Raw genomic sequence first — 23,940 nt, 5'->3', positions numbered from 1 at the left:
GGGTAGAACTGTATGGCACCGGTTGCCGTCAGCTCGTCATGACAACGAAGTACCCAGCCGCATCGGTTCCACCGGCGGCTGCCTCGCTTTCGACCCGGGCGGGTGCGTCCTTACGCGGAAGTGTGGATCGCGGGCACGCGTTCGCCCGATGCCGGAGGGGGAGGTGGGGTTCCGTCGCCGAACGGCCTGCCGCCGAGAGCCTCTCGGCCGTGCGGGGTCAGCCAGTTCGCCAGGTCGGGGCCCTTGGGGATGATCCCGGTCGGGTTGATGTCCCGGTGCACCACGTAGTAATGCCGCTTGATCTGCCCGAAGTCGATCGTGTCGCCGAAGCCCGGGGTCTGGAACAGGTCGCGCGTGTACGCCCACAGCACCGGCATCTCGGCGAGCTTGGTCCGGTTGCACTTGAAGTGCCCGTGGTAGACCGCGTCGAAGCGGGCCAGCGTGGTGAACAGCCGGACGTCGGCCTCGGTGATCGTGTCGCCGACCAGATACCGTTGTGCGGCAAGGCGTTCGGAGAGCCAGTCCAGCCGCGCGAAGAGCCGGTCGTAGGCGGCGTCGTAGGCGTCCTGCGTACCGGCGAACCCGCAGCGGTAGACGCCGTTGTTGACGTCGCGGAAAACGGCGAGGTTCACCTCGTCGATCTCCGCGCGCAGCGGCTCCGGGTACAGCTGCGGCGCGCCGGGCCGGTGGTGCGCGGTCCACTCGGTGGAGAAGTCGAGGGTGATCTGCGCGTAGTCGTTGGTGACCACCTGGCCGGTCGGCACGTCCACGATGGCGGGCACCGTGATGCCACGCGGGTAGTCCGGGAACCTGGCCAGGTAGGCGTCGCGCAGCCGCGGGATGCCGAGCACCGGATCGACACCACCGGGGTCCAGATCGAAGGTCCAGCTCAGCTTGTCGTGCGTGGGTCCGCACAAGCCGAGCGAGAGCACCGGCTCCAGTCCGAGCAGGCGGCGCACGATCAGCGTTCGATTGGCCCACGGGCAGGCTCGCGCCGCGACGAGCCGGTAGCGCCCCGGCTCGACCGGGTAACCGTCGCGGCCGTCGGCCGTGATCCGGGTGGTGATGTAGTTCGTGTCGCGTTTGAACTCGCCGGGCTCGACGTAGGAACCGGTTTTGCTGGCCGACTTGGTCACATCGACAGTCTTCCAGATCGACCTCGTACGCTGACCGGATGAGTGAAACGAAGGCCACCCGTCTGGAACGAGACGTCACCGACGGCGGAGCGGAGGTGGCGACCCTCACGCTCGCCCATCCGCCGCTCAACCTCTTCGACCGGTCGATGCTGGACGCGCTGGTCGAGGACATCGCCGAGCTGTCGGCGCGGCCGCCGCGCGCGGTGCTGCTGCGCGCCGAGGGCAAAGTGGTCTCCGGCGGCGTCGACGTGCACGTCTTCGACGGCCTGACGCCCGAGCAAGGCGCCGAGTTGTGGCGCACCCTGTTCGCGCAGATCATCCATCCGCTGGAGGCGCTGCCGTGCCCGGTGGTGTTCGCCGCGCACGGGTTGACCCTGACCGCCGCCTTCGAGATCGCCCTCGCCTGCGACATCCTGCTCGCGGCGCCGAAGGCGAAGTTCGGACTGGTGGAGATCGTGGTCGGGCTTACCCCCTCGATGGGCGGCCCGCAGCGTCTCGCCGAGCGCGCGGGCTCGGGGCGGGCCCGCGAGTTCGTGATGACCGGCGACCTCTACGACGCGGCGACCATGGCCGAGTGGGGCGTGGTCAACGCCGTGCACGAAGACCTCGACACCGCGGCGCGAGCGCTGACCCACCGGCTGGCCGATGGCCCGACGAAGGCCAACGCGGCGACCAAGAAGATCATCGAGGCCTGGCGTTCCGGCGGTGTGGCACATGCGGATTCGGTGACGCCGGAGGTGTCCGGCGAGCTGTTCGGCACCGAGGATCTGCAGGGCGGCGTGCGCAGTTTCCTCGAGCAGGGTCCGGGGAAGGCGCGCTACGCGGGCCGGTGACAGCTAGGACACGTTCATCGCCTATTCCAGCGAAGTTGTGACATGCGTCATATAGTCGCAGTGCCTGATAACTCGAGGCACGCGGAGGACGAATGTCGCAGTTGCTCGTCGAATATCCCCTCACCGGCCCGCACGTCTGGGACAACCCGCTAGCTCGGGGCGCCGACGGGGTGCTGCGCTACGGAAACCTCACACCCGCGCTCACCGAACTACTCGATCTTCAGGTGCACGCGTTCGGGAGCCGCGAAGCCGTGGTGGAGGTCGGCGGCCCGCGCCTGACCTACCGGGAGCTGTGGCACTCCGCTTCCCGCATCGCGGGCGGCTTGCAGGAGCACGGCATCGGATACGGGGACCGAGTCGCTGTCCACCTGCCCACCGGCGCTCGATGGGTGCAGGCATTCCTCGGCGCACTGCTCAGCGGAGCGGTACCGGTACTGGTGCACGACGGGCTCGCGGAGTCGGTGGCCGAGCGCGTGATCGCCGACAGCCGTGCCGATTTCGTGCTCGGCGGCAAGGGCGCCGAGACCGAGCTGCCCGACGGCGCCGCCTATATCGATGACGGCGCGGCACTGGGCGACCTGGCGCTGCTGTGCTACACGAGCGGAACGTGCACGCCCAAGGGCGTGGAACTGACCAACGAGAACCTGCTGTCGGCCGTGCGTTCGGTGGTCGCGGCGCTGGACCTGCCGACCGACGGCCTGCGCAACCTGGTGCTGTTGCCGTTGGCGCACGCGGGCGGCTGTGTCGATCAGCTGTTGCCGACCTTCGCCGTCGGCGGCACCGTGGTGCTCACCCGGGACACCCGAGGCATGGCCGAAGCCGTCACCGCCGAGCGCATCGACATGGTCTCCGCGACGCCGCGGATCTTCGCGGGCCTGCTGCCCCGGCTCGCGGAACTGCGCTCCGACGGATTGCGCACCGAGGGCATCGCGCGGATCAGTAAAGCCGGTCATCGCGCCGCGTCTCCGGCCGCCCTCGCGGCCGAACTGCGCGGCGTGTTCCCCGCCGCCAGGCAGTGGTCGGTGTGGGGCGCGACCGAGACCAGCGGCATCGGCCTCGCGGTGGACGACGCCGAGCGAGCGGACTCGTCCGAAGCCGCCGCGGTACTCGGTTTCCCGTTCGGCGGAACGGAATTGGCGCTGTGGGGCCCGCAGGCGATGGCGGGGCACGGCGAACTGCTGTGCCGCGGGCCGAATGTCACCCCGCGCTACTGGGACGACCCGACCACGACCGCGGCGCGGTTCACCGGAACCTGGTTCCACACCGGCGATCAGGTGACGATCGACGAAGACGGCTTGGTGCGCAGGGAACCGGTGCCCGTCGAGTGACCCTGTCTCACTCCAGCATTCGCTCGCGCAGCCGCCCGAGCAGGTCGGGCGTCAGTCCGATCGTCGCGAGATAGCCGTCCAGGCCGCCGTGCAACTCGCGCATCGAGGCGGTGGCGATGTCCAGGTATTCCTCCCGCACGCCGAGCAGGTCGATGGAGAGTTCCTCACCGCCGAGCAGCTTCGCCGTCATGAGCGCGCGCAGCGCCGGGACGGCTCCGTTGCTGAGCAGGTAGTCGGCCTGCACGTCGGTCTCTGTGACGCCGACCGCGCGCAGCAGCGTGGCGACGGCCCACCCGGTGCGATCCTTACCCGCCGCGCAGTGCACCAGCACGGCGCCGTCGCCGCGCAGGACGGACTCGGCGAGGGACGCGATGGCGGCATGCGCCTCGGGAAGTGCCGGGAACATCCGGTAGACCTCGAGCATGTGCGTGTAGGCGGTCTGCGCGGTCGCCTCGTGTGGCGGCGCCTCGGCCATGCGCGAGTCGAACGGGGTGATGCTCAGCCGGACGTCCGCGGGCAGCCGGTCGGCGCCGATGTGGTCGATCTCGCGCTGTCCGCGCAGGTCGTGGACGGCGCTGACGCCCAGGTCGCGCAGCGCGGCGTGGCCCGCGTCGTCGAGTCCGCTCAGTTGCGCCGAGCGCAGCAGGACGCCGGGACGGACCTTGGCGCCGTCGTCGGTGCGCAGCCCGCCGGTGTCGCGGAAATTGAACGTGCCGGAGAGGAAGTACTGGTCGGCGGGGGGCGAGAGAGTCACCGATCCAGGCTATCCGCAGCGCGGAACGAACAGGTGTCGGTAGCGGATCGAACCTCCCACGATAAGCTGACCGTTTTGAGAGGTTTCACTGTGGGATTCGCCACAGGATTTGGGCTGCTCGGCACCAGGACCGTACCGTTGTCAACGGTCTGCCGAGTGGTCGAGCGCCGCCGAGATCCACCGTCATAGCGCGATTTCCGGGTGACACGGCCCGATCGCATACCGATCGCGGTTGGGTAACAAAACATTCTTTCAGTCTGAAATTACCCATCGAACCCGTTCTCAAACCCCGGAAACGCTCTACCATTGGTGAATGTTGGACCGGGCAGCTCAGGTGTTTCCCGATGTTGTCCGCCCTGTTCAGCGAGTCGCGCCGACGCAGGTGCGTGAGTTCTTTCGCCGAGAGGGAGTCGTCGTTGAGCGCACGTGGAGAAGTGATAACAGAAATCCGGCTACGACCTGCCGTCATCGAGGCGGTCGAAGCGGCGGCGGCCACGGTCGACTACAAAGGCCTCCGTGCGCTGCGCGTGCTGCTGCACGCGGGAGTCAGCGCCTACTGGCCGCTGGTCAAGGCCACGCCGGAGAGGCAGATCAGGTCGTATGAGATGACCCTGCAGGCGCTGCGCGCCCGCTGGGCGGTCAAGGCCGACTGCTTCCCCGATCCGATCGCCACGGAGTTCTACCAGGAGAAGGACGCGGAAGTCACCGCGTTCCTGGAGATGTGTGCCGAGTTGTCCGGAACCCAGTGGCTGGAGCCGGTGGAGGCGATCGCCTGCAATGTCGTGTCGATCGTGCAGGGCACGGTGCTGCGCTGGCTGGCCGACTGCAACGACGAGACCATGCTGGTGGTGCTCGACGAGATGGTCAGCGGTCTGGCCGCCAAGGCCGCGGAGCTCTGACAAATACTGGACGTTTGACCAACTTGGTGGTTGAGTTGTCCGGGTGACCGAGACGTCGCCGATCGCGGGGCTGCATGCGGCCACCGCCGAACTCGACCCGCCGCTGGCCGCCCTCGACCTGTCCACCCTGCGCGCGAACGCCGCCGATCTGGTGCGGCGAGCCGGTGGCACACCGGTGCGGGTGGCCAGCAAATCCGTGCGCTGCCGTGCCGTGCTCGCCGAAGTCCTCGGCGCCGATCTCACCGCGGCGGGCGGCTTCGCGGGCATCATGTCCTATTCCTTGCGCGAGGCGCTCTGGCTCGTGCGCCACGGGGCGCGCGATGTCCTGCTCGGCTATCCGAGCGTGGACCGCGCCGCGCTGGCCGAACTGGCGGCCGACGACATCGCGCTGCGCTCCATCACGCTGATGATCGACGACGCCGCGCAACTCGACCTGATCCGCGCCGCCGTCGGCTCCGATCGCGTGCGGCCACGTGTCTGCCTCGACGTGGACGCCTCCCTGCGGATCGGCCCGCTGCACCTGGGCGTGCGGCGTTCCCCTGTTCGCACGCCGCAGCAAGCGGCCACGCTCGCGGGCGAGGCCCGGCGGCGAGGCTTCGACGTGGTGGGCGTGATGACGTACGAGGCGCAGATCGCGGGGCTCCCGGACGCCAATCTCGCGGTGCGCCTTGTGAAGCGGGCGTCCGCGGCGGAGATCCGCAAGCGCAGGGCCGAGGTGCTCGCCGCGGTCCGGTCGGTGACCGGCGAACTCGAGATCGTCAACAGCGGCGGCAGCGGATCCATCGAGGTCAGCGTCGCCGATCCGGACGTCACCGAGGTGACCGCCGGGTCCGGGCTGTACGTGCCGACGTTGTTCGACGGCTACCGGTCCTTCACGCCCAGACCGTCGCTGTATTTCGCGATGCCCGTGCTGCGGCGTCCCGCCACCGACATCGCCACCGTCTTCGCGGGCGGGTACATCGCCTCCGGCCCCGCAGGGCGGTCGCGGGTGCCCAAACCGGTGTGGCCGCGCGGGTTGAAGTTGATCGGCACCGAGGGCGCTGGCGAAGTGCAGACCCCGCTGTCCGGCGCCGCGGAACTGCGGATCGGCGACCGGGTGTGGTTCCGGCACGCGAAGGCCGGTGAACTGTGCGAGCGATTCGACACCGTGCATCTGGTCGACGAGGACGGCTCCCGCGTCAGCGCGCCGACCTATCGAGGCGAGGGCGCCTGCTTCGGCTGACCCGCGCCGGTCAGCCGCAGGAACGCGCCCAGATCGGCGAGTTCGTCCGGGTTCGCGGGCAGGTATTCGGTGAGCAGCGGTGAGCGGATGACGATCGCCTTCCACATGGCCCGGCACAGCGCGTGGATCAGCCCGCGCGACAGCAGCGACGGCATGCCGTAGGGCGCGTCGGCGGGGGAGGAGGTGGTCATGGACAGCAGCACCACCGCCGCCTCCCGGCCGCGGAAGCGATCCGGCGTGCCCACCAGGACGTCCTCGATCTTCGCGCGGGCCAGCAGCGTCCGGATGCGTCCCACCTGAGCGGCGTACGGAGCGACCACGAAGATGTCGTGGGGGTGCAGCCTGCGCGTGGTCGCGCCGCTGGTCCATGACATGCCGAGCAGCGCGCGGACCCGGCGCACCACTTCGCGCGCTTCCGCGGGCGACTCGGTGGCGTTGCCGTAGTGGTCCACCAGGACGGTGTCCACCCCGGGGTCCTCGCCGTGCAGTTTCCGGGCCAGGGTGACCGTCTCGCTGGCGCGCAGGCGGCCGTCGTAGTACAGGCGGGAGACGGGTTCGCACACCGCCGGGTGCATCCGCCAGGTGCGGTCCAGGAAGTAGCCGCGCTCGGTGGGCAAGGTCTGGCGTCCGTCCGCCAGCCAGCCGAGCACCGATTCGCCGACCGGGGCCGGATGCGCGCCGCGCGCGGTGGACGCCACCGGATCGCCGAGCAGCAACAGATTGCGCGCACACTCCGCGACGGACACCGTCTCGGCCAGCGGGAAGCGGCCCGCGTCGGCGATCACGAGCAGGTCGAGGCCCGCGCGGGGCACCAGATCCTCGTTCGCGAAATCGGCCGGTTCGCCGCCGAGGACGCAGCCGCTGATCGCATTGTCCAGGAATCGCGGGTAGCGGGCGGCGTCGATCACCACCCACTCAGGTGCGACGGTCGCCGCGTCCTTCTTGGCGACCAGTTCCGGCAGCACACCCGCCCGCACCACCGCGTCGAGCAGGTTCTCCACGGTGGCGGGTGTTTGCGCGAGGATGCCGATCCGCCACTTGTTCCGAGTGATCAGCCGCTCCAGCACCCGGGCCGCGGTCGCGGTCTTCCCGGTGCCCGACGGACCCTGCACCGCGACGTAGGAGTGATCCAGAGCGCACAGCGCGGCGGTGATCGCCGCGGCGTAGTCGCCGTGCACCTCGGGCAACCGGACGTCGCCGTGCAGCCGGGGCGGGCGGCGCGCGAGGATGTCGAACACGGCCGTACGCGGCGTTTCCGGCAAGGTCATCAGCAATTGCTGCGCCGCGAGTTCGATCGCCAGTTCGGCGTTCTCATCCCAGTCCGGCAGGCCCGGCGCGATCGCCGAGGGCAGTTCGTCGTAGGGTTCGCAGCCCTCCGGCAGCGATTCCTCCAGCCGGACGGTGTCGTCGAATTCGGCGTCCACCGAGCAGCCGAGCACCGTCGCGGTAGCGGTCGCCCGCTGCCCCGCATCGGTCACCATGCCGGCCGGCATCGGTTGATCGTAGAAGGTGTAGACGGCGGTACCCGGGGTCAGCGCGCTCGGGCCGGGGGCGCCGCTGGAACCGGTGCCGATCCGTCCGGTCAAGGTGAGATAACGCCGCATCCCCGGGCGGTCGGGGCGGCGATGCCACTTGGTGTCGACGGTGCCCCAGTCGGCGACCAGCACTCCCGGGGCCTGCGCCCATTCCTCCACCGGATGACTGAGCCGGTCGGCGTGCGCCCACCACAGCGGCTGCCGCTCGCGCCGGTGGTAGCCGAGCGTCGCGGCCATCAACGCGGCCGGATGCAGCGGATCGCCCTGCGCGGCGGCGTATTCCGCGAGCGCGGCCTCCAGCGACGACGGCCGGGACGACGGCGGTGCGGGCTCTCCGGCGACCGCTGAGGTGGACCGCGCGTCCGGAGTCCGGGTCCGGGTGGCGATGCGTTGCTCGGCCGCGCGATCGAGCAGCCAGTCGCGCAACCGCAGCACCGTGTGGCAATCGTGTTCCGCGGCAGCCGGATCGGTCGCACCGGGAAGCAGTCGGCGCAGGCCGCTCAGCCGGTAGGAGGACTCGCCGATGAGCAGCGCGCCGCGGACGATCGGATACAGATCGACCAGAACGCCCTCGCGCAGCAGTTCGTCGACCAGTTCCTCGTTGACCCCGTGCCGTCCGGTGCAGCGCAGCAGTGCCGTCCGCACCGCCGCGGAGTAGTGGTAGACGTGCAGATCCGGATCGATCCGGCGGCGCTGGGTCAGGTAATCGAGCGCCTGCTCGAGCACGCGGCGTTCGGCGGCCGCGGCGCGGCCGGGCTCGCTCGAACCGCTCGGTCCGCGCAACGAGAGGTGCACCGTGTCCGGGCCGCCGACCTCGACGACGAGCGGAGTCCGTCCGCCGCCCGAGACGGTGAGCGAGAGATCGCCGGGGGAAGGCGCGGGCAGCGCCCCGAGCACGGTCGCGTCGAGCACCGCGTAGGTCGGCTCGCCCGAAACTTCGCGGCGCAGCTGGGTTTGCGCCTGGCGGCGCAGCGCGGAAACGGTGCGCGGCGGCACGCCGGGCACCGAGCTCTCGGTGGTGGCCAGCCGATCGATGGTGTTCACCCCCGCTTCGCGCAGCCGGGCGCGGGCGGCGGGCGGCATGCCGGCCACGAGCAGCAGGTCGCGCGCGGCGGAGAGGGCATCGACACAGGTGCGGCAGCGGCCGCAGGCGAGATAACGAGGATCGCCCCACTGCACGGGCAGCAGTTCGCCGAGCTTCTCGTCCACGATGCGCTCCACCCGGCTCCTGCGCGCCCGATACAGCGGAAGCAGCTCGCTCAGCGCTCCGGCGCTGCTCTCCGTGCCGAGATGCAGCCGGACCAGCGGCGCGGTGAGCGCGCCCGAATGGTCGAGTGCCTCGGCGCAGGCGGCCAGTTCGAGCGCGGCGGCCACCCGATCGGCGGTCGTGGACGCGATGCCGTGCACGGTGTAGCGGACCCGATGTTCGGCTCGCACCAGAAAGTCGGCGGAGCAATGGAATCGGCCGTCGAAGAAGGTCGCGCCGTGCACCACGTGCGCGCCGGAGCGCAGCGCGGCGACCGTGTCGGCGTGCGCGGCGGTCAACGCCGCGACATGGCGGCCGGGTTCGCCCGGTTCGTCCGGGGGGCGGTCGATCTCGACCATTGCGCCGCCGAACCGCGCGCGGTAGTCGTCGAGCAGGCGTCGACGGACGTCATCGGTTCCCGGAGCGGGTTCGTACCCCGATACGGCGCTGCCGGGGTCGGCCGGGATGGTGCCGAGTTCGGCGTCGAGGGCGCGCAGCAGGGCGAACTCGCAGTGCGCCGCGCGGACGAGATCGACGGCGGTGCAGACGACACGATCACCGAACACGAACAAACGCGGCCCTCCTGTGTCTTCGCGGGACACCCGCTGCAGGCGTGCGCCGAATTACACACGGACCGCAACACTGTAGCTAGCGCGTCTGACCTCGACGTACCCTGCCCGGCTCAGGAACGCGGCTTACGGCGCTCCGGCCGCTTGCCGCCCTCGCGCTCCCGGCGCTGGCCGCGGCTGAACGTGCGATGCTGCGGCGCACCCTGATCCAGTTGCAGCTGAATGAGCACACCACTGATCCGTGTGCGCCGCAACGCTTCCAGCGTTTCATCCGGCAGCTGCGCGGGCAGTTCCACCAGGCTGTGGTCGGGGCGGATGCTGATGTGCCCGAAGTCGCTGCGGCGCAGGCCGCCTTCGTTGGCGATGGCGCCGACGATGGCGCCGGGCACCACGCGATGCCGCTTGCCCACACTGATCCGGTAGGTCGCCAGCTCGGTTCCGGTGGCACGGTGGTGCGAGGCGCTCTGCCGGTCCTCGTCGAAGCGGCGAGCGGGACGTTCGCGCGGAGTCCGGTCGCGTTGCGGGCGCTCCACCGGCTCCGGCTCGGGCTCCATGAAGAAGTTGTCGCCGTCGTAGGAGCCCACCGCCAGCGCCGCGGCGATGTCGGCCAGCGGGATGTTGTGCTCGCGCTCGTAATCCTCGATCAGCTTGCGGAACAGCGGGAGATTCGACGAGGTGAGGTTCTCGGTGATGGCATCGCCGAACTTGGCGACGCGCTGGGCGTTGACGTCCTCCACGCTCGGCAGCTGCATCTCGGTGAGCGGGTGGCGGGTGGCCCGCTCGATCGCCTTGAGCAGATGCCGCTCGCGCGGCGCGACGAACAGCAGCGCCTCGCCGCTGCGCCCGGCCCGTCCGGTGCGGCCGATACGGTGCACATAGGACTCGGTGTCGTGCGGGATGTCGTAGTTGACCACGTGCGAGATGCGGTCCACGTCCAGCCCGCGCGCGGCCACGTCGGTGGCGACCAGGATGTCCAGCGCGCCGGACTTGAGCTGGCCGATGGTGCGCTCGCGCTGGTTCTGCGCGATGTCGCCGTTGATCGCCGCCGCGGAGAACCCTCTCGCGCGCAGCTTCTCGGCGAGTTCCTCGGTGGCCTGCTTGGTGCGGACGAAGATGATCATCGCCTCGAACGACTCGACCTCGAGCACCCGGGTGAGCGCGTCCAGTTTGCGCTGGTGCGACACCAGCACCCAGCGCTGGGTGATGTTGGTGGCCGTCGAGGTCTTCGCCTTGACCGTGATCTCCACCGGATCGTGCAGGTACTGCTTGGAGATCTTGCGGATCGCGGCGGGCATGGTCGCGGAGAACAGCGCCACCTGCTTGTCGGAGGGCGTGTCGGCGAGGATGCGCTCGACGTCCTCCTGGAAGCCCATCTTCAGCATCTCGTCGGCCTCGTCGAGCACCAGATACTGCAGCTGCGACAGGTCGAGCGTGCCCTTCTCCAGGTGATCGATCACCCGGCCCGGCGTGCCGACCACGACGTGCGCGCCGCGGCGCAACCCCGACAGCTGCACGCCGTAGCTCTGCCCGCCGTAGATGGGCAGCACGTGCAGGCCGGGAATGTGCGCGGCGTAGCGGCCGAACGCCTCGGCGACCTGGATCGCGAGTTCACGGGTCGGTGCGAGCACGAGGGCGCGGGGGCTGCGACCGGTGGCCTCGAGCCCCATCAAGATCGGGATGGCGAACGCGGCGGTCTTGCCGGTGCCGGTCTGCGCGAGACCGACGACGTCGGCGCCGGAGAGCAACGGGGGAATCGTCGCGGATTGGATCGGCGAGGGCGATTCGTAACCGACATCGGCGATGGCCGCCAGAATGCGGTCATCGATACCCAGATCGGCGAAGGACGGGCCGTCAATGTCCCTGTCGTCGTCGCCAGGAACGCTGTCGACCTGATTGGTGCTCATTGAGCAGCAGTTTACTGCCTCCTGCTGGTCGTCCCGGCCACCGCCCCAATACGGTGAGATCTATGCAACTGGACAACTCGCCCGCGCATCGGGATGCGACGCCGGATCAGCTGGACGTGGCGGTCGTCCAGTTCGCCCCTTCGACCGCCCCCGCGGAGAACCTGGCCGCGGTGCGCGAACACGTGCGCACGGCGCGCGAACGGGGCGCGCGCGTGGTCGTCGCACCGGAATACTCGATGTTCGCCGTGACCCGGCTCGATGAGCGGGTCGTCGCCGTCGCCGAGCCGCTGACCGGCCCGTTCGTCACCGGCCTCGGCGCGATCGCCCGCGAGTTCGGCGTGTTCCTGGTCGCCGGAACGGTGGAACAGGTCGCGCCAGGCGGCGACCGGATTCGCAACACCCTCGTCGTGCTCGGCCCCGACGGTTCCCTCGTCACCAGGTACCGGAAGGTGCACCTCTACGACGCCTTCGGCCACCTCGAATCCGATGTGGTCGAGCCGGGCGCGATCGAGGCGCCCGCCACCTTCACCGTCGGCGATATCACATTCGGCATGCAGACCTGTTTCGATCTGCGCTTCCCGGAGGGCGTGCGCCGGGTCGCCGCGGCGGGCGCGCAGGTGCTGCTGCTGCCTGCCCAGTGGATCCCGGGACCGGGCAAGGTCGACCAGTGGACCACGCTGGTGCGGGCGCGGGCGATCGAGAACACCGTCTACGTCGCGGCCGCCGACCAGGCCGCTCCCCGGGGCGCGGGCGCGTCCATGATCGTGGACCCGGCCGGCGCGGTGCTCGCCGAACTCGGCGACGAACCGGGCGTGCTGACCGCCGGAATCGACCTGGCGTACCTGAGCAAGGTGCGCACGACCAACCCGAGTCTTGCCTTGCGTCGATTCGCGATCACCGAGCGTGGACCGGAGTAGCGTTCGGAATCGATGGTCTACACCGATCGGACCTCGGCGGGTCACGCGCTGGGTGCGCATCTGGAACACCTACGCGCGTCGGACCCGTTGGTGCTCGGGCTGCCGCGCGGTGGAGTTCCGGTGGCCGCCGCGGTGCGTGCGGTGATCGGCGGTGACCTCGACATCCTGCTGGTCCGCAAGCTGGGTGTGCCGTGGCAGCCCGAGCTGGCGCTGGGCGCCATCGGGGAGGACGGGGTCCGGGTGCTCAATCAGGATGTATTGGCGCACACCGGGATAACGCCCAAGAAGGTCGACTCGATCGAGGCGCGGGAGCGGGCCGAGCTGGAGCGGCGCAGGCAGGTGCTGCGCGGTGCGTCGCGGCCGATCCCGCTGACAGGTCGCACGGTGGTGATCGTCGACGACGGTATGGCGACCGGCGCCACGGTCGTGGCCGCCTGCCGGGTCGCGCGCCTGCACCGGCCCGCGCGCGTCGTCGCCGCCGTCCCCGTCTCCTCGACCGAGGCGATGCGCCGGGTCACCGACGAGGCCGACGAGGCGGTCTGCCCGTGGGTGCCGCGCTCGCTCGGCGGCGTCGGCGGCGCCTACCGCGATTTCCACCAGCTCGAGGACGCGGAGGTCACCGCGCTGCTGTGCTGATCAGATCTCGGTGATACCCGTGCGGTGGCGCTGCGCCAGGTCCGCGTAGAAGCCCGGGTTGAGCCGCACCCACATCTGCGCCTGGGTGCCTTCGATCGGCCGTTTCACCTCGGCGGGGGAACCGGCGGCGAGCACGCCGTCGGGGATCTCCGCCCCCGGTGGCACCAGCGAGTGGGCGGCGATCATGCTGCCCGCCCCGATCTTGGCCAGGTCCAGCACCGTGGTCCCGTTGCCGACGATGGCCTCGGCGCCGACCGCGGCGCCGTGGAACACCACGCTGTGCGCGATCGTCGCGCCGGGCCCGATCTCCATCGGCACATCCGGCGGCACGTGCAGCACCGCGTTGTCCTGGATGTTGGCGCGTTCCCGGATGACGATCGGCGCCAGATCCGCGCGCAGCACCGCGCCGTACCAGATCGAGGCGCCCGCCTCGACCCGGACGTCGCCGATCAGGGTCGCCGTCGGCGCGACGAACGCGGTCGGGTCGACCTGCGGACGTTTGCCTTCGAATTCGTAGAGTGGCACTCGAACACCGTAAATGGTCCCGTGGCGCCAACCGGAGCGGTGTCAGGCATCTGCCGCGTGGCTCAGCGACGGATCCGATGCGGACAGGGTGGCGCGCCCCCGCTCGTCGCGGCCGGTCGGTGTGCCGGGGCCGGGGTCGGACTCGCGTCGGGTCTGCGCGCCGCTCAGCGCCCGGCGTAGGCCGTCGAGGTGCGCGCGGCCGCGGCGACGAGCGGTCGCAGCTGGGCGGCCAAACGCTCGGCGGTCACCGCGACGATGTCGACGTCCGTGCCGGTGCGCACCGCGTATCGGCCGTCGGCGACCACGTCGATCCAGCACAGCACGCCGAACGGGCGCGGTTCGCCCACGCCGCGGCGCGCGGAGACGACCATCTGGCCGATGCCTTCACGCGGCTGCCGGAGCAGCTTGCGGATCCGGGACGGAATAGACGGGCCCGCGACCGGAACGGTGACCAGGTTGCGGCTGTCCTCGCCGACCTGGGACAGGGGAGCGGTCAGGCGCGGCAGCATGCCGGGATTGTTCTCCGGGAGCATCGAGACGATCCGCGGGCACAGGGTTTTCGAGCTGCCCGCGAACAATCGCACGTCGCCGCCGCGATCGGGCGTCGCACCGGGGCGTTGCGCGGCGACCACCGCGATGTTCCCGGCGGCGGCGCCGAGGATACGGATCGGTCGCGCCTCGGATTGCCGCCCGGTGTCGATTGCCGGTGGGCGTGGTCCACCGTTCTCGCGCGACGGCGGTTCTGACGCCGCGTCACGTTGACCGAACACCTCGACGCGCAGGTCCGGCTGGGCGAGGATGCGCAGCGCCGCTTCCAGATCCGCGTCCAGCACCTGAGCGCACCAGCGGTCGAGCGCGGGAAGCTGCGCGGTGCGTTCCGCGGTGTCGCGCGCCGAAAGGCGCACGGCGAGTGGATAGGGAATGCGATCCCCATCGGTGCGTGACCAGGCCAGCGCGAACTGATCCGGGGTCAGCGTCCAGTTCACTCGTACTCGGTCCATTCGCCGAGCACAGGCGGTGTGGTCGGATCGAGCGACCCGATGAGTTCGCCGCCGTCGTCGGAGGGCTCGAGGAACGTGGGGAGATCATCGAGGTCGAACTCGTCGTCCTCGTCATCGATCGGCGCCAAGCGTGCGTTCGCGGCGTTCGCGGCCACACTCGAACCGCCGCGCGGGGTGTCGACGGCGGCCACCGCACCACCCATCAGGCCACCCATCGCTCCGGCGCCGAGACCGGTGACCGCCGCGTCGGAGCTGTCGTCGTGCTTTCGCCGCTCGTCGCGCTTGCGCTGCTCTTCGGACGGAACCTGGCCGCCGACGCCGGGCACGGCGGGCAGCGTCGTCGGCTCGCTCGTCGCCGAGGCGGGCGCGGTCGCCGGACCCGGCGATCCGGTGGGGGGCGCGGTGCGGAGAACCGAGGCGGCCGCAACCGTCGAGAGCGCCGCCGTGGCGGCGGGTGCGACTCGTGGCGCGGCCGGGGCCGGTGTCTCGTCCGCGACCGCGGCGCCGGTCGTCGGCACGGCGGCAGCGGCGGCGGACGTGGCGGGCGTCTCGTCGGCGGGTGTCGAATCGGTGAACGTCGCCGAGACGCTCTGCTCCACCGTGTGGATCGGCTTCGGCGCGTGCGTCCCGAGCGAAGTGGGCTGCGCGTCGGGTGCGACCTGGGTTGTCCCGACGATCTTGCTCGTCGGCGTGGCGGTGGGAGCCGGGGCGGCCGATTGATCCGATTCGTCGGGGAACGCGGGCACGTCGGTGCCGGTGCGCACGAAAACCCCCGCGTAGATGTCGTTCATCGCGCGCACGACGTCCTGACGGGCGTGCTCGCTCGCCTTCTGCCCATCGACATTGCTGGTCGCCCGGGACGGATCGAGCAGTGCGGCCCCCAGATCCGGTGCGCCGGTGGACGGCTCGGTCACCGCGGCGCGCAGCGCCTCCGCCGCGTCGCTCGCCTGTCCGAGGCGCTGCGAGACGACCGCGAACACGTCGGCCAGGTCTTGGCCGCTCTGTTCGAATACGCGCACCACCGCGTCCGCGCTCTTGGCGGCGGAGCCGCGCCAGCCGTCGGCGATGGCCGCGCGGATCTCGGTGTGCGCCTGGAAGACCGCGTCGGCCAGGTGCGCTGCCGCGTCGCTCCACGCCTGCTCGCCGCCCGCGAGGACGGCCGGGTTCAGCAACTGGACCTTTGCGTGGATCTCGTCGTGGGCGAGGTTGTCGAACACTTCGACGTTCGGCGCGTAGGCGGGATCGGTGCGCCGGTGGGTGGCCCGCTGCCCGGCGCGCGGCATCTCACGCATGCGCGGCTCCCGTCACGTCGACCCGTTCGACCGCCTGCGCGAGCGCCTCGTCGGCCTGCTGGTAAACGGCGGCCGCGGCGCGGAAGGTCTGGGCGAGTTCTCGCGCGGCGGCGGCGTATTCGTTCAGTCGGGTGATCGCGCCGTCGGCCTTGCGCTCGAAACCGGCGCGCAGCGCGTCGCCGGAGGCGAATCCGCCGAAGCCGGGCAACGCGGTGGCGGCGCTCAGAATGCGGATCTGCTCGTCGACCCGATCGGCGAGCAACTCGTACTGGCGCGCGCACCGTTCGTGCGCGCCGTCGGCGACCAGGAGGCCGTCGATCCACAGCGAGCCGTCGTCGACCGCTCGGTTCAGCGCGGCGATGTCGACGCCGGGTGCGGTGACTTCCGCGCGCGGCTCTCCGCCGAACCCGTTCTCTTGCGATGGCATCTGCGCCGTCCCCCTTCCTCGTCCGAAGTGCGGTTACGGATGTCGTGCCAACCCCACGACGACACCCTGCATCCAATCCGCGATGTCGGCAGTGACCCGCGCGTGCACCGGCTCGTGCAGCAGGTCGTGCCCGGCGTCGATGTACTCCCGTAAATCTACCGATTCGTGGCGGCTAGTCCAGACCCTGATCGCATCGATCGGCGCGCGCCGGTCGTCCACGCCGTGCACCGCGAGCACCGGAAGACGCTGCGGCAGGGGCGTTCCCGGCGCGCCCGGCGCCCCGCCGCCCAGTGCGCGTTTCGGGACGCCCGACAGCACCAGGCCCGCCAGCGCGTCCGAGGGCAGGGCGGGCCGCAGTGGATAGTTCCGGTCCAGCACCGTCGAACCCGTTGCGGCATCGGTCGACTCCGGCACGGCGGCCCCGAGCATGCCCAGCGCGGTCACCGCGCCGAGCGAGTGGCCCATCAGGATCAGCGGCCGGTCGCCACGAGCCAGCTCGACCAGCCGCACCGCGTCCGCCACCAGCTCGGCGAGCGTGCCGGGCCGTTCCGGATCGCCCTCGCTCAACCCGTGCCCGGCGGTGTCCAGCGCCCATACCTCACCGGCGGGGCGCAGACCGCGCGCGAAGCGGTGGTAGTGGCCGCTGTGCTGGCCGATTCCGGGCAGCAGGACCACGGTGTAACGCGGGTGTTCGATCGGCCACCGCCGATAGTGCATCCGGCCGCGCGCGCCGTCGAAGAATGGCATCCACCGATAGTGCCAAAGATCGTGTCGCGGGTGGGACCGCGCGATTCCGCGCCGGAAACGGTTAAGATCCGCGGCGACTCATACCTACCGGAGCCCGAGGTGCCCGCGTTGCGAACTCTCCGCCGTCGAGGCGCCTTCCTCTTGTCCGCCGTGGCGCTGGCCCTCACCGGAGTGCTCGCGCCGGGCGCGGGCGCCGCGCCATCCATCGCCTGCGACCCCGCGGTGGCGGTCACGGCCGTCGCGGCGCGAGTGCCGGTGCTCGACTGGGCGGAGAACCTGGGCTACGACGCGCAGGGCAATCTGTGGGTATCGCGGCTCTACCGCAATGAGGTGCAGCGTTACGACACCGCCGGCAATCTCACGGCGACTGTTCCGGTGGAGTTCCCCGGCGCGGTGCGGCTCGGTCCCGACGGACTGCTGTACGTGGTCTACGGTGACGCGCCGGTCAGCGTCGTCCGTCCCGGCGGCGTGCTCCGATTCGATCCGGCGGCGGCCGTGCCGAAGCCGGAGGTCTTCGTCTCCGGCTTCCCGATGCCCAACGGCGCGGCGTTCGACCCGAGCGGCAACCTGTACGTCGCGACCCTCTCCGGCGTGATCAAGGTCCGTCCCGACGCCTCCCTCGACACCGAGTGGGCGGCACCGCTGGCCGGACTGGCCGCCAACGGCGCGGTCGTGCACGACGGCGTGCTCTACGTGACCGCCAACGGCGGCCCGCTCGGCCGGATCGTTCGCATCCCGCTCGACGCGCCCGCGTCCCGCAGCACCGTCGCCGACCTGTCCTCGCAACTGGCCGGTCTCCCGGATTTCGCCGACGATCTTCTGGCCGATCCGAGCGGCATCCTCTACGTCACCACCCTCACCGGCCAATTGATCCGCGTCGATCCGACCTCCGGCGCTACCTGCGCCGTGCTCAACGGCCAGCCGCTCACCGCGGTCGCCGCCGTCCCAGGCCGTCCGGACGAATTGACGGCGAGCACGGAATCCGGCGCTCTCCTCCGAATCCAGCTCTCTCGCTGAGGTCGAGCCGCCGTCGTCGGGATCACAGGCTTCGGCGCCGTCGCGGTATCCGCGCGAAGAGGGGAGCGAAGCGGCGTCCATCTCCACATCGATCGGCGGCACCGTGTCGGCGCGCCCGGCAATCCGGCCGCGCGGGTATCGCGCCGCAGGGCCAGGAGGACCGCGTGTCCACGAGCCGGCACCGAACGCGCGGTCCACACACCGCAGCGAGGTGAATATGCTGTCCGGCAGAGGTTTTGATTACGTCTTGCTTGTGCAAGCGGCCGGTAATGCTGTCATCGGCATACGGGACCGGCGAGCTCAGATCATAGGTCCCTGCCGTGGGTTGATCGCGCGCTCGGCGCGGTCAGCGATGGCCCGCAGATGGGCGATGAGTTCCGGAGGCTCGTGGACTTCGAAGTCCGCTCCCAGCGCGAGCAGCCGGTGAGCCAACCATTCCGGCGCGTCGTCGCGCCGGGCGTCGATCCGGCAGGTGTCCGGGTCGATCGCGACGACATCGCCGGGGCTTTCACTCAGCCGCCCCGTGACACGGTCGGCGGAGGTGTGGACGGTCACTCGGAGCCGGAAGGACGGTGTGCCCCAGTCGGTGCGGCGGCCCGCGACGTAGGCGGCGGCATCGGCGGCGGGTAGCGCACGCGGCGAGAAGCGGGCGGCGGTGGGCTGCGGACGGTCGATCCGGTCGACGCGGTAGACCCGCCAGCCGGCCCGATCGAGGTCGTAGCCGACCAGATACCAGCGCCGCCGGGCGGGTACGAGGCCGACCGGCTCGGTGTTGCGCCTGGTCTCGCCGCCCGCCTCGTCGCGGTAGGCGAAACGCACCCGCTCCCGGTTGGTCACGGTCGCCGCGAGCGTGGCGAGCACCTCGGGGTCGGCCGTGGGCCCGTCGGCGGTGGGCGGGGTCAGCGCGACGGCGAGTACCCGCACCCTGCGTCGCAACTTCGCGGGCAGCACCTGCTCCACCTTGGCCAGCGCCCGGACCGACGCCTCCTCGATCCCGGCCACCGCGGACCCGGCGGCGGCACGCAACCCGACCGCGATCGCGACGGCCTCGTCGTCCTCGACCAGCAGCGGCGGCATCGCCGTGCCCGCCGCGAGGCGGTATCCGCCCGCAGCGCCGAGCGTCGCGGTCACCGGATAGCCGAGTTCGCGCAGCCGATCGATGTCGCGGCGCACCGTGCGGTCGGTGACACCGAGGCGTTCGGCCAATTCGCTGCCCGGCCATTCCCGTGGCGTCTGGAGCAGCGACAGCAGGCGAAGCAGTCGGGCGGGAGTGTCGTTCACGAATCAGATGATGCCGGAAATCTAGGACTTGTTCGGTCCTAGATGCTGCTTAACGTCATCGCTGTACCGCAGCACCGACCGCCGAGGAGGCGTACCGATGACCACCGCCATTCGCCCGTTCCGCATCGAGATTCCGCAGTCCGACCTGGACGACCTGCACGATCGGCTCGCTCGCACCCGTTGGGCCGCCCAGCTGCCGGGCACGGGCTGGGATCGCGGCGTGCCGGTCGACTATCTGCGCGAGCTGGCCGAGAACTGGCGGACCGGATTCGACTGGCGGGCACAGGAAGCGGCGCTGAACGAGTTCCCGCAGTTCAAGACGCGCATCGAGGGGCTGGACGTGCACTTCCTGCATGTGCGTTCGCCGGAACCGGACGCGACGCCGCTGATCCTCACCCATGGCTGGCCGAACTCGTTCGCCGAATTCGCGGGGACCATCGGCCCGCTCGCCGATCCGCGTGCGCACGGACTCGATCCCGCGCAGGCCTTCCACGTCGTGGTGCCCTCGGTGCCGGGCTTCGGCTTCTCCGACGGGCCGCGCGAGCCAGGCATGACACCGGCGAAAGTGGCCGGGATGTGGCTGACCCTGCTGGATCGGCTCGGCTACCGGCGCTTCGGCGCACAGGGTGGCGATCTCGGCGCCTACGTCGCGCCGGAACTCGCCATCGCCGCGCCGGACCGGGTGATCGGCGTGCACCTCGACGGCGGGATCGGGATGCCCACCGAAGCGGACGTGCCCACCATGACGCCGGACGAACGTGCCGAGTGGGACCTCATGCAGCAGTGGATGACCGGCGGCGTGGACCATCACGTCCTGCTGCGCCCCGCCCCGCAGACCTTCGCCCACGCGTGGACCGATTCACCGGTGGGCCTGCTCGCCTGGCTGATGCAGAAGTTCACCGAGTTCGCCCCGCTCGCCGACCGGGTGGAGGACGTGATCAGCCGCGATCAGCTGCTGACCAACGTCAGCCTGTACTGGTTCACCGGCACGGCGGCCTCGTCGTCCTGGCCGATGTACAACGGCCTCGGCGAAGGCGGGTTCACCTGGCCGAAGGGACAGAAAGCGGTGCCGACCGGCACGTACGGCGGCGGCTCCGCGCTGATGCGGCGGCTCGCCGAGCGCGACAACACCATCGTGCACTGGCCGGAGGGCAACACGGGCAACCACTTCATCGCGATGGAACGCCCGGACGCGCACGTCGCCGACATCCGCGCGTTCTTCGCCGCCGTCCGATAGGGAGAGGCACCTGCCCGGCACGCGGTCGGTTCGGCGATGCGTGGAGCAGCCGGTGCCCGGTTGCTCGACGGGTGGCGGGAGTCCATGCGGCGGATCGGGCCATCCTGGCCGTTCGATTACCGACGCGACGGCGCGGTCGCATCGAGCGGCCGGGCCTGGGACGGTCGGGGCCGGGCACGACGGTCGGCCGTCAGCGACGAAACGTTGCTACGGGGTGGGTTCGCCGCCGGAGCCGCTCGGCGCGGGCTGAGCAGGGGCGGGGTTGGGCGCAGGAGCCGAAGGCGGCGGGGGCGGGTTGTCCGGCACCGTGAAAAGTCCCACGGTGGGAGTCATCACACAGTGGGCGAACGGGTAGTCGATGATGCCCCACATCGAAGCGAGCACCGTGCCGGGACCGCTGCGGACCGTCTTGGACAGCGTGGGCTGGCGGTACTCGGTCACGTCGTCGAGCGGGTCGATGCCGCTGGCGCCGGTGTTCACGTTCACCCAGGCGACCACGAGCCCGGAGGCCAGGGGAGCGCCGGAGTGCGAAGGAGTCGCGCTGAACCGCAGCTCGCCGGGCTCCACGTTCAGGTCACGGCCGTTGCCGGTCCCCTCGGTCGTCGCGGCGGCGATGATCGTGGTGATCGGGCCGTTGCTGCCGCAGCCGAAGGTGGGCGCGGCGTAGGAGAACGGGGTGAACACACTGGAGACCTCGCGCAGGTGCGCGGCGTCGATCAAGCCCGCGTAGCGCGTGAGCGCGGCGATGCCCTCCTGTGCGGACGGGTCGGCCCCCGCGATGTCGGTCAGATGCGCCAGGCCGGTGTCCACCGGCGCCTGGGTCTGCTCGGCGGTGGCGGGCGCGGAGAAGGTGAGAACCGCGCCGATGCCGAGGGATGCCGCGGCGGCCGCGGCGCGTGCGATGGTCCTGCCGTTCACTCGTTCTCCTCGATACCGAACCCTGTGGGCCCCCGGCCCACCTGCAGCAACGTACCAGCTCGCGCCGGTCGCCGTCCCGGGGAGCGGCGCGGAATCCGATGCCGCGAACGGCGAGTGTGTCCCGCACCTGTGATCCAGTCGACAGGGCAGGATTACCGGGGGGTAGTTTGGACTCGGACGTACGAGACACGCAGGGAGATGCGTATGAAACTATCCTTGTCCCCAGACGACGTCGCCTTCCGCGACGAACTGCGCAAGTTCTATCGGACCGAGATCCCGGCCGACATTCGCGAGCGCGTCCGGGACGGCCGTGAGCTGACCCGCGACGACATCGTCACCGCGCACAAGATCCTCAACGACCACGGCCTCGCGGTGCCCAATTGGCCCGTGGAGTGGGGCGGCAAGGATTGGACGCCGATGCAGCGCCACATCTGGCAGGACGAGATGCAGCTGGCCTCGGTGCCGGAGCCGCTGACGTTCAACGCGCAGATGGTCGGCCCGGTGATCGCCCACTTCGGCTCGCAGGAGCTGAAGGAGCGTTTCCTGCCGCCCACCGCGGCACTGGACATCTGGTGGTGCCAGGGCTTCTCCGAGCCGGACGCGGGCTCCGACCTGGCGTCGCTGCGCACGACGGCGGTTCGCGACGGTGATTCCTACATCGTCAACGGCCAGAAGATCTGGACCACGCTGGCCCAGTACGCGGACTGGATCTTCTGTCTGGTGCGCACCGACCCGAGCGCGGCGAAGAAGCAGGCGGGCATCTCCTTCCTGCTGTTCGACGTGAAGTCGCCCGGTGTCACCATCCGCCCGATCAAGCTGATCGACGGCGGGTACGAAGTGAACGAGGTCTTCTTCGAGAACGTCCGGGTACCCGCCGATCAGCTGGTCGGCGCGGAGAACATGGGCTGGACCTACGCGAAGTTCCTGCTCGGCAACGAGCGCACCGGAATCACCGGCGTCGGCCGCACCAAGGTCAAGATCGGCGTGGCGAAGCAGTACGCGGCGAAGATCAAGTCGGGCAACGGCACGCTGCTGGAGGACCCGGTGTTCGCGGCGCGGATCGCCGAACTGGAGAACGAGCTGCTCGCGCTGGAACTCACCCAGTTGCGGGTGGTCTCCAACTCCTCCGACGGCAAGCCGAATCCGGCCTCTTCGGTGCTGAAGCTGCGCGGTTCGGAACTCCAGCAGGCCGCCACCGAGCTGCTGCTGGACATCGCCGGACCGGACGCCATCCCGGTGGGCGCGGACGACATCGCCTCGCCCGGCTGGGCGCAGCGCAGCGGCCCCTCCTACCTGAACTACCGCAAGACAACCATCTACGGAGGCTCCAGCGAGGTGCAGCGCACCATCATCGCCTCCACGATCCTCGGATTGTGAGGCGCAACCATGGATTTCGATCTCACCGATGAACAGGTCATGCTCCGCGACACGGTCCGTGACCTGCTCGCGCGCAACTACGACGCCGAATCACGTCTGAAGGTGGTGGACTCCGAACTGGGCTGGAGCCGCGACGTGTGGCGTCAGCTCGCCGAACTGGGCGTGCTCGGCCTGAGTTTCACCGAGGAGGACGGCGGCGTCGGCGCCGGTCCGGTGGAGACCATGGTCGTGCTCGAGGAGGTGGGCCGCAGGCTCGCGCCGGAACCGATCCTGGACGCGGTGCTGGTGCCCGGTGGCCTGGTAGCCGCGGCGGGCAGCGCCGAACAGCGGCAGCGGATCCTGCCCGAGGTGGCCTCGGGTGCGAAGCTGCTGGCCTTCGCCCATGCCGAGCCCGGGGTGCGCTGGCCGGCCGCGGAACTGGCGACCACCGCCACGGCGCAGGGCGATTCGTACACGCTGACCGGCGTGAAGAACCCCGTCGCGCACGGCGACAGCGCCGACGAACTCGTGGTCAGCGCCGCGCTGCCCGAGGGTGGCGTCGGTCTGTTCCTGGTTGCGCCGGACGCGACGGGTGTGGTCCGCAAGTCCTACCGCACGGTGGACGGCCAGCGCGGCGCGCAGGTCGAGCTGACCGACGCGCCCGCCGAGCGGCTCGGCGCGGCGGACGCGACCGAGGCCATCGAGTCGGTGCTGACCCACGCGCAGGCGAGCCTGTGCGCGGAGTCGGTCGGCGCGATGGAAGAGGCGCTGCGACTGACCACCGACTACCTCAAGCAGCGCAAGCAGTTCGGTGTCACGCTGTCGAAGTTCCAGACGCTCACACAGCGAGCGGCCAACATGTACGTCTCGCTGGAACTGGCGCGCAGCATGAGCCTGTACGCCACGGCGTCGCTGGCGGACGGGGCCGACGATCCGGTGATCGCGTCGCGCGCACGGCTGCAGGTCGGCCGCGCGGCACGTCACATCGGGCAGGAGGCGATCCAGATGCACGGTGGCATCGGCGTCACCGCGGAGTACCCGGTGAGCCATTACGTGGCCCGGCTGACCGCGATCGAGCGCACCCTCGGTAGCGGCCTCGAGCATCTGCGGGTGCTCAGCTCGCGGGTCGGCGACTACGAGTTGCCCGAACTGTAAGGAGT

At 70.5% G+C, this 23,940-nt stretch carries 21 protein-coding genes; 10 read left to right on the top strand and 11 right to left on the bottom strand.

What is annotated here, in order from left to right; genetic code table 11:
• Positions 1–110: 110 nt before the first annotated feature.
• Positions 111–1,136 (bottom strand): glutathione S-transferase C-terminal domain-containing protein, encoded by a 1,026-nt coding sequence (locus ABZW96_RS22235; protein ID WP_355077288.1) that lies wholly within the window; start codon positions 1,134–1,136, stop codon positions 111–113.
• 38 nt (positions 1,137–1,174) lie between these two features.
• Here ABZW96_RS22235 and ABZW96_RS22230 point away from each other — a divergent pair, with 38 nt between their 5' ends.
• Together ABZW96_RS22230 and ABZW96_RS22225 are read left to right on the top strand one after the other, a co-directional pair.
• The gene (locus ABZW96_RS22230) at positions 1,175–1,969 is read left to right on the top strand and encodes an enoyl-CoA hydratase/isomerase family protein (RefSeq protein ID WP_355077286.1); all 795 of its coding nucleotides are present in this window, start codon (positions 1,175–1,177) and stop codon (positions 1,967–1,969) included.
• Positions 1,970–2,061: 92 nt separating this feature from the next.
• Positions 2,062–3,297, top strand: a complete 1,236-nt coding sequence (locus ABZW96_RS22225) for an AMP-binding protein (protein ID WP_355077284.1) — start codon at positions 2,062–2,064, stop codon at positions 3,295–3,297.
• 7 nt (positions 3,298–3,304) lie between these two features.
• Here ABZW96_RS22225 and ABZW96_RS22220 read toward each other — a convergent pair whose 3' ends face one another.
• Positions 3,305–4,051, bottom strand: a complete 747-nt coding sequence (locus ABZW96_RS22220) for a tyrosine-protein phosphatase (protein ID WP_355077283.1) — start codon at positions 4,049–4,051, stop codon at positions 3,305–3,307.
• A gap of 416 nt (positions 4,052–4,467) precedes the next feature.
• Here ABZW96_RS22220 and ABZW96_RS22215 point away from each other — a divergent pair, with 416 nt between their 5' ends.
• Together ABZW96_RS22215 and ABZW96_RS22210 are read left to right on the top strand one after the other, a co-directional pair.
• Positions 4,468–4,950 (top strand): TetR family transcriptional regulator, encoded by a 483-nt coding sequence (locus tag ABZW96_RS22215; RefSeq protein ID WP_355077281.1) that lies wholly within the window; start codon positions 4,468–4,470, stop codon positions 4,948–4,950.
• A 43-nt stretch (positions 4,951–4,993) separates the two neighbouring features.
• Positions 4,994–6,172 (top strand): amino acid deaminase/aldolase, encoded by a 1,179-nt coding sequence (locus ABZW96_RS22210; RefSeq protein WP_355077279.1) that lies wholly within the window; start codon positions 4,994–4,996, stop codon positions 6,170–6,172.
• Here ABZW96_RS22210 and ABZW96_RS22205 read toward each other — a convergent pair.
• Both ABZW96_RS22205 and ABZW96_RS22200 read right to left on the bottom strand, forming a co-directional pair.
• Entirely contained in the window at positions 6,142–9,519 is a 3,378-nt protein-coding gene (locus tag ABZW96_RS22205; RefSeq protein ID WP_355077383.1) for an AAA domain-containing protein, read from the bottom strand. The genes ABZW96_RS22210 and ABZW96_RS22205 overlap by 31 nt on opposite strands.
• 116 nt (positions 9,520–9,635) lie before the next feature.
• Positions 9,636–11,426, bottom strand: coding sequence for a DEAD/DEAH box helicase (locus ABZW96_RS22200; RefSeq protein WP_355077277.1), 1,791 nt, complete (start codon positions 11,424–11,426; stop codon positions 9,636–9,638).
• Between the two features lie 62 nt (positions 11,427–11,488).
• Here ABZW96_RS22200 and ABZW96_RS22195 point away from each other — a divergent pair, with 62 nt between their 5' ends.
• Together ABZW96_RS22195 and ABZW96_RS22190 are read left to right on the top strand one after the other, a co-directional pair.
• Positions 11,489–12,343: a carbon-nitrogen hydrolase family protein gene (locus ABZW96_RS22195; protein ID WP_355077275.1), complete on the top strand. Its 855-nt coding sequence runs from the start codon at positions 11,489–11,491 to the stop codon at positions 12,341–12,343.
• A 12-nt stretch (positions 12,344–12,355) separates the two neighbouring features.
• Positions 12,356–12,979 (top strand): phosphoribosyltransferase family protein, encoded by a 624-nt coding sequence (locus ABZW96_RS22190; RefSeq protein ID WP_355077273.1) that lies wholly within the window; start codon positions 12,356–12,358, stop codon positions 12,977–12,979.
• Here the strand turns inward: ABZW96_RS22190 and ABZW96_RS22185 are convergent, their stop codons facing one another.
• The 5 genes from ABZW96_RS22185 to ABZW96_RS22165 all read right to left on the bottom strand — a co-directional run bounded on the left by ABZW96_RS22185 (position 12,980) and on the right by ABZW96_RS22165 (position 16,971).
• Positions 12,980–13,504, bottom strand: a complete 525-nt coding sequence (locus tag ABZW96_RS22185; RefSeq protein ID WP_355077271.1) for a gamma carbonic anhydrase family protein — start codon at positions 13,502–13,504, stop codon at positions 12,980–12,982. It abuts the gene before it with no gap.
• 164 nt (positions 13,505–13,668) lie between these two features.
• Positions 13,669–14,505: an ESX secretion-associated protein EspG gene (locus ABZW96_RS22180; RefSeq protein ID WP_355077269.1), complete on the bottom strand. Its 837-nt coding sequence runs from the start codon at positions 14,503–14,505 to the stop codon at positions 13,669–13,671.
• Positions 14,487–15,797, bottom strand: coding sequence for a hypothetical protein (locus tag ABZW96_RS22175; RefSeq protein ID WP_355077268.1), 1,311 nt, complete (start codon positions 15,795–15,797; stop codon positions 14,487–14,489). Before ABZW96_RS22175 ends, ABZW96_RS22180 begins: the two co-directional genes overlap by 19 nt.
• On the bottom strand, positions 15,790–16,224 hold the full coding sequence (locus ABZW96_RS22170; RefSeq protein WP_355077266.1) for a hypothetical protein: 435 nt from the start codon (positions 16,222–16,224) through the stop codon (positions 15,790–15,792). Before ABZW96_RS22170 ends, ABZW96_RS22175 begins: the two co-directional genes overlap by 8 nt.
• Positions 16,225–16,257: 33 nt before the next feature.
• Entirely contained in the window at positions 16,258–16,971 is a 714-nt protein-coding gene (locus ABZW96_RS22165; RefSeq protein WP_355077264.1) for an alpha/beta fold hydrolase, read from the bottom strand.
• 108 nt (positions 16,972–17,079) lie between these two features.
• Here ABZW96_RS22165 and ABZW96_RS22160 point away from each other — a divergent pair, with 108 nt between their 5' ends.
• The gene (locus ABZW96_RS22160) at positions 17,080–17,988 is read left to right on the top strand and encodes a hypothetical protein (protein ID WP_355077262.1); all 909 of its coding nucleotides are present in this window, start codon (positions 17,080–17,082) and stop codon (positions 17,986–17,988) included.
• Positions 17,989–18,288: 300 nt separating this feature from the next.
• Here the strand turns inward: ABZW96_RS22160 and ABZW96_RS22155 are convergent, their stop codons facing one another.
• Positions 18,289–19,269: a YafY family protein gene (locus ABZW96_RS22155; protein WP_355077260.1), complete on the bottom strand. Its 981-nt coding sequence runs from the start codon at positions 19,267–19,269 to the stop codon at positions 18,289–18,291.
• A 97-nt stretch (positions 19,270–19,366) separates the two neighbouring features.
• Here ABZW96_RS22155 and ABZW96_RS22150 point away from each other — a divergent pair, with 97 nt between their 5' ends.
• Positions 19,367–20,506, top strand: a complete 1,140-nt coding sequence (locus ABZW96_RS22150; RefSeq protein WP_355077258.1) for an epoxide hydrolase family protein — start codon at positions 19,367–19,369, stop codon at positions 20,504–20,506.
• A 207-nt stretch (positions 20,507–20,713) separates the two neighbouring features.
• Here the strand turns inward: ABZW96_RS22150 and ABZW96_RS22145 are convergent, their stop codons facing one another.
• Positions 20,714–21,424: a hypothetical protein gene (locus ABZW96_RS22145; RefSeq protein WP_355077256.1), complete on the bottom strand. Its 711-nt coding sequence runs from the start codon at positions 21,422–21,424 to the stop codon at positions 20,714–20,716.
• A 204-nt stretch (positions 21,425–21,628) separates the two neighbouring features.
• Between ABZW96_RS22145 and ABZW96_RS22140 the strand changes: the two genes are divergently transcribed.
• Both ABZW96_RS22140 and ABZW96_RS22135 read left to right on the top strand, forming a co-directional pair.
• Complete coding sequence (locus ABZW96_RS22140; protein ID WP_355077254.1) at positions 21,629–22,801, top strand: acyl-CoA dehydrogenase family protein; 1,173 nt, start codon at positions 21,629–21,631, stop codon at positions 22,799–22,801.
• A 9-nt stretch (positions 22,802–22,810) separates the two neighbouring features.
• Positions 22,811–23,935, top strand: coding sequence for an acyl-CoA dehydrogenase family protein (locus ABZW96_RS22135; RefSeq protein ID WP_355077252.1), 1,125 nt, complete (start codon positions 22,811–22,813; stop codon positions 23,933–23,935).
• Positions 23,936–23,940 lie beyond the last annotated feature (5 nt).

It is taken from the genome of Nocardia sp. NPDC004168, from assembly GCF_040610355.1.
GTDB classification, from domain to species: domain Bacteria; phylum Actinomycetota; class Actinomycetes; order Mycobacteriales; family Mycobacteriaceae; genus Nocardia; species Nocardia sichangensis.
This window is presented reverse-complemented; position numbering and strand designations above follow the sequence as displayed.

Bases quoted from the DNA above. Each gene is read 5' to 3' on its own strand.
- ABZW96_RS22170 (WP_355077266.1), bottom strand. From the start codon at position 16,224: ATGCCATCGCAAGAGAACGGGTTCGGCGGAGAGCCGCGCGCGGAAGTC.
- ABZW96_RS22190 (WP_355077273.1), top strand. From the start codon at position 12,356: ATGGTCTACACCGATCGGACCTCGGCGGGTCACGCGCTGGGTGCGCAT.
- ABZW96_RS22200 (WP_355077277.1), bottom strand. From the start codon at position 11,426: ATGAGCACCAATCAGGTCGACAGCGTTCCTGGCGACGACGACAGGGAC.
- ABZW96_RS22150 (WP_355077258.1), top strand. From the start codon at position 19,367: ATGACCACCGCCATTCGCCCGTTCCGCATCGAGATTCCGCAGTCCGAC.
- ABZW96_RS22230 (WP_355077286.1), top strand. From the start codon at position 1,175: ATGAGTGAAACGAAGGCCACCCGTCTGGAACGAGACGTCACCGACGGC.
- ABZW96_RS22195 (WP_355077275.1), top strand. From the start codon at position 11,489: ATGCAACTGGACAACTCGCCCGCGCATCGGGATGCGACGCCGGATCAG.
- ABZW96_RS22225 (WP_355077284.1), top strand. From the start codon at position 2,062: ATGTCGCAGTTGCTCGTCGAATATCCCCTCACCGGCCCGCACGTCTGG.
- ABZW96_RS22165 (WP_355077264.1), bottom strand. From the start codon at position 16,971: ATGCCATTCTTCGACGGCGCGCGCGGCCGGATGCACTATCGGCGGTGG.
- ABZW96_RS22180 (WP_355077269.1), bottom strand. From the start codon at position 14,505: ATGGACCGAGTACGAGTGAACTGGACGCTGACCCCGGATCAGTTCGCG.
- ABZW96_RS22140 (WP_355077254.1), top strand. From the start codon at position 21,629: ATGAAACTATCCTTGTCCCCAGACGACGTCGCCTTCCGCGACGAACTG.
- ABZW96_RS22175 (WP_355077268.1), bottom strand. From the start codon at position 15,797: ATGCGTGAGATGCCGCGCGCCGGGCAGCGGGCCACCCACCGGCGCACC.
- ABZW96_RS22135 (WP_355077252.1), top strand. From the start codon at position 22,811: ATGGATTTCGATCTCACCGATGAACAGGTCATGCTCCGCGACACGGTC.